The sequence below is a fragment of the Gilliamella sp. B3367 genome (genome assembly GCF_026536825.1).
In the GTDB taxonomy this organism is placed as follows: Bacteria; Pseudomonadota; Gammaproteobacteria; order Enterobacterales; family Orbaceae; genus Gilliamella; species Gilliamella apicola_E.
On sequence record NZ_JAFNNJ010000010.1, the window covers coordinates 47,228 to 53,227 of the forward strand.

The window sequence follows — 6,000 nt, forward strand, 5'->3', positions numbered from 1 at the left end:
TCACCTTCTACAGCGTTTGAGGCGACTCCACCGACTGAATTTCAAGCAATAGTTCCCAAAAGACCCGTTCCAGTTTGAATTGTGACCCTATTCCAATTAATACTTCCATCTAGGATTTTTATATATTGTGACCATGCATCGAAAGTTCCATTTATTAAGCCACTAATAACTGCTCCTTCAGGCACTAACCATCCGACTGTTAAACCACCACCAACAACAGCTGCCTGAACTTTTGCTCCCCTATCAATAATTTCATTATAACCTTTAATCATTTCATTAAAAGCTTTAGATTGACACTCCAAATTTTCTTTATCACATTGTGCTTCTGCAGCCTTACTAAAGGCTAAACCTAAATAATTATTCTCAAGCGAATTTTTACCACCGGCGACGGCGGAATTGATGTCATAGGTATCGTCATTACCGACAGCAAGAGCAATAGGGGCGAGGGCACTGATTTGTTGTTTTTCATCATTATTATGTAAAAAATATTGAGGAGTCTATGCTGTTTAACATTATGTGAGTTATTGAGATTTAGTGGTCTTTATATATCTACAACTAATTAATTAGAAGTTAACTATGGTTAGGACCTATTCTAAGCTAAAATTAACCTCAGACGCAGCACCAACACCGCAACCCAGAGAGTAATTTTATACCGACGTACCACAAGACACAAAACCTGAGCACAAGTGATTATTAAAGATAGGTGGTTAAAGCAACTCAAATTTTATGTTGGTTGATCTGTTATCATTAAAATCAAGGAGGGTAAGTTAGTAGTAGAAATTCTATTGTAAACTTGAACAAAGAAATAGCGCTTTATGTAAAATGTCAAAGTTGTGATAAAATAACTTATTAAAATTAAATTAGTTATTGAAATTTATTTTAGGCTAAATTGCTTTTAAAAATTTTCAATATTATGAATTATTCGATTGATTATTATTTCATTTGAAATAACCACTATTTCCGAAGATTTATTATCTTCATCTCCTAATAATATAAATACACATCCATGTTTGTTTACAACAAAGTCGATGTAATCAGAGTAATCATATTTTTTAATAATTTCTTCAAATTCGTCTAAAAAATTTTTTTGTATTATAAAAAAGAAACCTCTGTCAACATTATATGAAACACTTTTTATTAGTTCTTCTATTTCATTAGTATTTTTTAGATTTAAAAAAACAATGCCACTCATTTTCAATTTGTCCTGTTTTTCTAATAAGAACTCTTTTTTATGAGTCAAAAATGAATAACGTTTCCCCCATAAATTTGCGTATTTTTCATTTTGTGAATCTTTGACAAACCAATAACCTTTATATTTTAATATTTTGCTATTGTCCTGTAATGGTACAAATTCACTATAATATCCAAGATAATAATTTTTCATATCTAAATGACATGCATCAATTAATTTTAACAAAATATCAGTATAACCATGTTCGCGATCTTGATATTTTTTTTCTAAACTCATAGCTGGAAAATCTTTAGATAATTTTTTTACATAATCAAAATTTAAAACATCATTATCACATCTAATATTTTTCGTTTTTCTAATTTTAAAATCAATAATCATAATGATTTCCTTAAGAGATAGTTATCATGATTAACCCACATTCTATAGTAAAACTCTGCGAGAAGCTTCGCAACGTCATTGCACCTTTGGCTACATCAACGTACGCCACAAACTCGAATCCACACAGGCTCGCACCAACTACACCCTCACACTTAAAAGATAATTGGCTGGAGGCGATGGGATTTAAAACCGGACAAGCGATAACTATCACCGTTAAAACGGCAAATTAATTGTCCAACTTGACAAGTAGATTACCTAATAAAAAGGTAATTTATTGTGAACTCACTACCTAAGTCCATTCTAAAGAACCATCATCCAAAACCCAGACGGCTTCTGCCGGACAAGAATCATCAAAAAACCAATAATCATCCATTAATTTTTGTTTATCAAACATTCCATCCGCCGTTTTTGGAAAAGCGTCATAAAATAATTTTATTTGATCGTCTATTGAACCCGATAGAAGATGTCCATTTTTTGCTAAATTAAGACGACCTTCTTTTAGTAATCTATAAACAAAATAAAAAAATAACGCTTTTCTTTTTTGGAATGGAATCTCGTTTCCAGTAAACTCTGAAGATAAAACCAATTCTGGAGAAATACAATTCCATAACCCATTAAATGCTCTTAGTTCTGATCAATCAACAACCGTTCTAAAATCATTCTCGTTTATCATACTTTTTCCTATTTAAATTTAATTTCAGCCCCAGTTCTTAATCCCCTATGTAAATTTATCAAAGTTGGGTTATTTTTAATATCAATAGTCCAACAAACGCCCGTATTTGAATTCGGTACATGTTTTAATGTAATATGAGTTCCATCTTGAAGACGTGCGGTATAAATACCATCTTTAATCTTCGTCAAAGGTTGTCCAGCTAATTCCTCTGCATAATTATATATTAGTTTATCTGACAAATTTTGGCTTTCATAAATTCGAGTAGTGTAACGATTCCCACCATTTTGTATCTTTATTATAAATGTCTTTTAACTCATCAAATCCTTTTTGTTGCTTTTCATTTTGATATTTTTCGTTATCTTTTGTAAAAATTATTGAGGAGTCTATACTGTTTAATATTATATGAGTTATTGAGATTTAACAGTCTTCATTGTTGTTATTCATTGGTAATAAGGCTATGTCATTAGTCTTGATTTCTGTGCTATAGCTACCAACGCTGTGGTCTACTTTGGGATAACTTAAATTGATGTTTGAGGTGGTTAAGAAATTGGTTGATTAAAGAAATTGTAGTCTGCTATCTACAACTAATTAATTAGAAGTTAACTATGGCTAAGAGATATTCTACGCTAAAATCAACCACAGACAAAGCACCGGCATCTCAATCCAATGAGCAATTTTATACTGACGTATCACAAGGCATAAAACCCAATCCCAGACCTTAACTTACTATTAAAGGTCGGTGGCTTAAACAGATAGACTTTTATGTAGGCTGCCTTGTTATCATTAAGATTGAACAGGGCAAGTTGATTATTGAACTTGCGAAATAGATTGCAGATATAAAAATCCCAGTTTTTAGGCTGGGATTATTAATTTTAGCTAATATAAAGATCTATATCGATCGTAGCTTTAATATAATTAATAAATTCCAATGTATTTTCATCAAAATACATTGCTGGTGTTTCATTATTTCTTACCTTTACTAGAATTAAAAAAGAAATTTTTACATTGAAATTCTTTCTTATTATCAATAACTCAGATTTTTTATTATTAAGTAAATGGATCAGCGTACTTAGTTGTTCATTGATATCATATGATATTGTTTCTTCAATACCTATAGACCAACTTGTTTCAACACTGGCACGAGTTTTGTTTTCAGGAATATTACCTTTAATAGTTGTTTCTGTTGGATTTATCTCTAATACTTTTGTAACATAATTTAAATCAAAACTATCACCATAAATAGAAAAAAATACCGCTACCGTTGTTTTATCCATTATTCATGCCCTATTTTATAAAATAAATCGATCGGAGGTTTTTGTGTTTCTGTCCATTTCCCATTTGATAATAATTTATTGATATAAGAGGCATCTCCAGTTTTTTTATAAATTTCCATTGCAGCTGCCATTCTATGATGGCCTTCTGTAATATAATAGTTTTCTTTAGCATCAACATATCCGGCTATGATATTTTCAGGTTTTTTAAAATCATATTTTCCGTTAATCATATCATATTTCATTGAATCTATTTGTTCCGGGTTTCTTAATCCTACTTGTGTTCCTTTGATATTAGGAATATTTTCAGATACATTCTTTATATTCTTTAACTCATATAATTCGATTATCCTTTGTGATGAATTTGTAATAGAAACTCCCCAATATGCCCCTGCAAGACCATTTATTATTTCTTGTGTTTTAGCTAAAGGATTATTAATTGAATCATAAACACGTTTAGCCTTTTCATACAAAATTAATTCTGCATCTTCTCGAGACATATTAGGATTCTGATTTAATAAATTTTTAATTGCACGTTCATACTGAATGACTTCAGGCTCTCTCCCTACAAAAACGGAACTAATATTTTCATAATCATCTGGTAAATAATGGAGATATCTATAAAATCTATCTGAACCTCCTCGCCATTTCTCATACTCTATTTGCTCTTTTCTTGCTTCGTTAAGCAAATAAGAACAGTTATAGTTTGTTAAATCAGCGCAAGCTTGTGTAATCTCCTCATCTCTTGCTTTATCTATTTCATAAAGAGATTTTAATTCTAGTAATTCTTGTTCTGTTAAACTTTCATTTTTTAGTTTTAATAATAAATCTTTTTTTCTCCAGGCTTCCTTGACACTTAAATAATTATTCTCAACGGCATTTTTACCTCCAGCAACAGCGGTAGGGGCGAGGGCACTGATTTGGTGATTTTCATCATTATTTTTTGTAAAAATTATTGAGGAGTCTATACTGTTTAAAATTATGTCACTAGTCTTGATTTCTATATTACAGTTATCAAGATTGTGTTCTAATTTGGGATAACTTAAGTTGAAGTTTTAGGTGGTTAAGACGTTGTTTGGTTAAAACTGGTTAGATAAAAAAGAAAAGTAAAAATAGTCATTGATTAAAGAAATTGCAGTCTGATATCTACAACTAATTAATTAGAAGTTAACTATGGCTAAGATATATTCTACGCTAAAATCAACCACAGGCAAAACATCAGCTCCACAACTCAATTAGCGGTTTTATACCGACCTGCCACAAGGCACAAAGCCCAACTCCAAACTGCAACTTACCATTGAAGACAGGTGGCTGGAGCAGATAAAGTTTTATACAGGCAGCCTTGTTATTATTAAGATTGAACAGCATAAGTTGGAGAAAGAGATTTTTATACTATACTAAAAAATCAGCTCCTATCTTAAAATGAGAATTAATTTTATTTAAATGTCATCTAATTTACTTATACTGTAATTGTTCGTGGCAATTATAGTTAATAATGCTCTATCAGACCATGCACCATAAAAATTATAACAAAAATAATTAATTGAATTTTCATCAGAAAAATATTCTAAAGTATATGTTTTAAAATTATTTTCTTTAAGAATCTCCGCATGAGAAAGTTCTTCACATTCAACACTCATAGATTGAATTGATAGAACATCTTTAAAAGTGATCAACCATCTTTGTTCTTGCCAATCTTGTAATAAGATCTTAAGTTCAAGTAAACTTGAATTAAAATTTATTATCTTTCCATCTGATATATTTAGTTCATTTAATAACATATTTTATTGTCCTGGATGTTTTTCGCATGGAAGAAAACCTGTACCATAGCCCACTTGATAATCCTCAGGTTTAACTTTCTGAATCGCATTTTGTCTCTTAGCTTGATTCCAAGTTAAATTATCAGGCTTAATTTCTATATGATAATACTCTCCATGATGGCGAGGATTGAAAGTTCCACTATCACCAGGATGGCTTTCATAACGAATTCTTGTATTACTATTTGGTTCCCAAACCATTCGAGTGGTTCCATGTTGTGTAGTTGTAACTTTAGGCTCTACCCCTAATATTTTACTTAAATCATTTGGATTTTCAGGAAAATGAGTCAATGCTGAATGTCCACTCGCCCCCTTTCCAGCTTTTACTTCATTCTTATTTAGAGGGATCCATTTTTCTCCCGTCCATTGCATAAGTTTACCGCCAATATAAGCGGTACCCCATGTTATGCTGGAGTCAACTAAACTACCACCGACATCTTCTGGCGTCATCGTTACTATATTATGTAATGATTTTTCCAAGGATTGTGCGGGTATATCCTGAGAATACCAATCAACTGGTTTTTTTATAATACCTTCTGTGGTGTCTACTATACCATCCCAAAGATTTCCTGCAACCTCACCCAATGAATGGCTGTCAATATATTCTATTAATGATTTACCTGATTCTATAAGCTCATCTTTACGTTTATTTGCACCATACTTTATCAT

Annotated in this window: 9 protein-coding genes and 2 pseudogenes; 2 read left to right on the plus strand and 9 right to left on the minus strand. The window is 31.2% G+C overall.

Translation table 11 applies throughout. The annotated features are described in order from the left end of the window. Positions 1-41 precede the first annotated feature (41 nt). The 3 genes and pseudogenes from J3U23_RS11305 to J3U23_RS11310 all read right to left on the minus strand — a co-directional run bounded on the left by J3U23_RS11305 (position 42) and on the right by J3U23_RS11310 (position 1,570). Positions 42-272: a hypothetical protein gene (locus tag J3U23_RS11305; RefSeq protein WP_267339265.1), complete on the minus strand. Its 231-nt coding sequence runs from the start codon at positions 270-272 to the stop codon at positions 42-44. Positions 273-359: 87 nt separating this feature from the next. Then, positions 360-464: pseudogene (locus J3U23_RS12105) on the minus strand (hypothetical protein); the annotation flags it as partial. 431 nt (positions 465-895) lie between these two features. Then, positions 896-1,570: a hypothetical protein gene (locus J3U23_RS11310; RefSeq protein WP_267339266.1), complete on the minus strand. Its 675-nt coding sequence runs from the start codon at positions 1,568-1,570 to the stop codon at positions 896-898. A 26-nt stretch (positions 1,571-1,596) separates the two neighbouring features. Here J3U23_RS11310 and J3U23_RS12110 point away from each other — a divergent pair, with 26 nt between their 5' ends. Next, entirely contained in the window at positions 1,597-1,800 is a 204-nt protein-coding gene (locus tag J3U23_RS12110; RefSeq protein ID WP_416380087.1) for a SymE family type I addiction module toxin, read from the plus strand. Positions 1,801-1,859: 59 nt separating this feature from the next. Here J3U23_RS12110 and J3U23_RS11315 read toward each other — a convergent pair whose 3' ends face one another. Both J3U23_RS11315 and J3U23_RS11320 read right to left on the minus strand, forming a co-directional pair. After that, complete coding sequence (locus tag J3U23_RS11315; RefSeq protein ID WP_267339267.1) at positions 1,860-2,156, minus strand: DUF596 domain-containing protein; 297 nt, start codon at positions 2,154-2,156, stop codon at positions 1,860-1,862. 95 nt (positions 2,157-2,251) lie between these two features. Continuing rightward, positions 2,252-2,482 carry a hypothetical protein gene (locus J3U23_RS11320; protein ID WP_267339268.1) on the minus strand — a complete coding sequence of 77 codons (231 nt, stop codon included), beginning with the start codon at positions 2,480-2,482 and terminating at the stop codon, positions 2,252-2,254. A 489-nt stretch (positions 2,483-2,971) separates the two neighbouring features. Here J3U23_RS11320 and J3U23_RS12115 point away from each other — a divergent pair, with 489 nt between their 5' ends. Next, positions 2,972-3,070 carry a SymE family type I addiction module toxin gene (locus tag J3U23_RS12115; RefSeq protein WP_416380485.1) on the plus strand — a complete coding sequence of 33 codons (99 nt, stop codon included), beginning with the start codon at positions 2,972-2,974 and terminating at the stop codon, positions 3,068-3,070. 45 nt (positions 3,071-3,115) lie between these two features. Here J3U23_RS12115 and J3U23_RS11325 read toward each other — a convergent pair whose 3' ends face one another. The 4 genes and pseudogenes from J3U23_RS11325 to J3U23_RS11340 all read right to left on the minus strand — a co-directional run. Beyond that, positions 3,116-3,517 (minus strand): DUF4279 domain-containing protein, encoded by a 402-nt coding sequence (locus tag J3U23_RS11325; protein WP_267339269.1) that lies wholly within the window; start codon positions 3,515-3,517, stop codon positions 3,116-3,118. Further along, positions 3,517-4,203 (minus strand): hypothetical protein, encoded by a 687-nt coding sequence (locus J3U23_RS11330; RefSeq protein ID WP_267339270.1) that lies wholly within the window; start codon positions 4,201-4,203, stop codon positions 3,517-3,519. The genes J3U23_RS11325 and J3U23_RS11330 overlap by 1 nt, the downstream gene beginning before the upstream one ends. Before the next feature lie 750 nt (positions 4,204-4,953). Further along, the gene (locus J3U23_RS11335; RefSeq protein WP_267339271.1) at positions 4,954-5,295 is read right to left on the minus strand and encodes a hypothetical protein; all 342 of its coding nucleotides are present in this window, start codon (positions 5,293-5,295) and stop codon (positions 4,954-4,956) included. 3 nt (positions 5,296-5,298) lie between these two features. Then, a pseudogene (locus tag J3U23_RS11340) lies at positions 5,299-6,000 on the minus strand (hypothetical protein); the annotation flags it as partial.

What these genes read in the sequence shown, in the direction of transcription:
- J3U23_RS11305 (WP_267339265.1), bottom strand. Translation starts at nt 272, where the DNA reads ATGATTAAAGGTTATAATGAAATTATTGATAGGGGAGCAAAAGTTCAG.
- J3U23_RS11310 (WP_267339266.1), bottom strand. Translation starts at nt 1,570, where the DNA reads ATGATTATTGATTTTAAAATTAGAAAAACGAAAAATATTAGATGTGAT.
- J3U23_RS12110 (WP_416380087.1), top strand. Translation starts at nt 1,597, where the DNA reads ATGATTAACCCACATTCTATAGTAAAACTCTGCGAGAAGCTTCGCAAC.
- J3U23_RS11325 (WP_267339269.1), bottom strand. Translation starts at nt 3,517, where the DNA reads ATGGATAAAACAACGGTAGCGGTATTTTTTTCTATTTATGGTGATAGT.
- J3U23_RS11335 (WP_267339271.1), bottom strand. Translation starts at nt 5,295, where the DNA reads ATGTTATTAAATGAACTAAATATATCAGATGGAAAGATAATAAATTTT.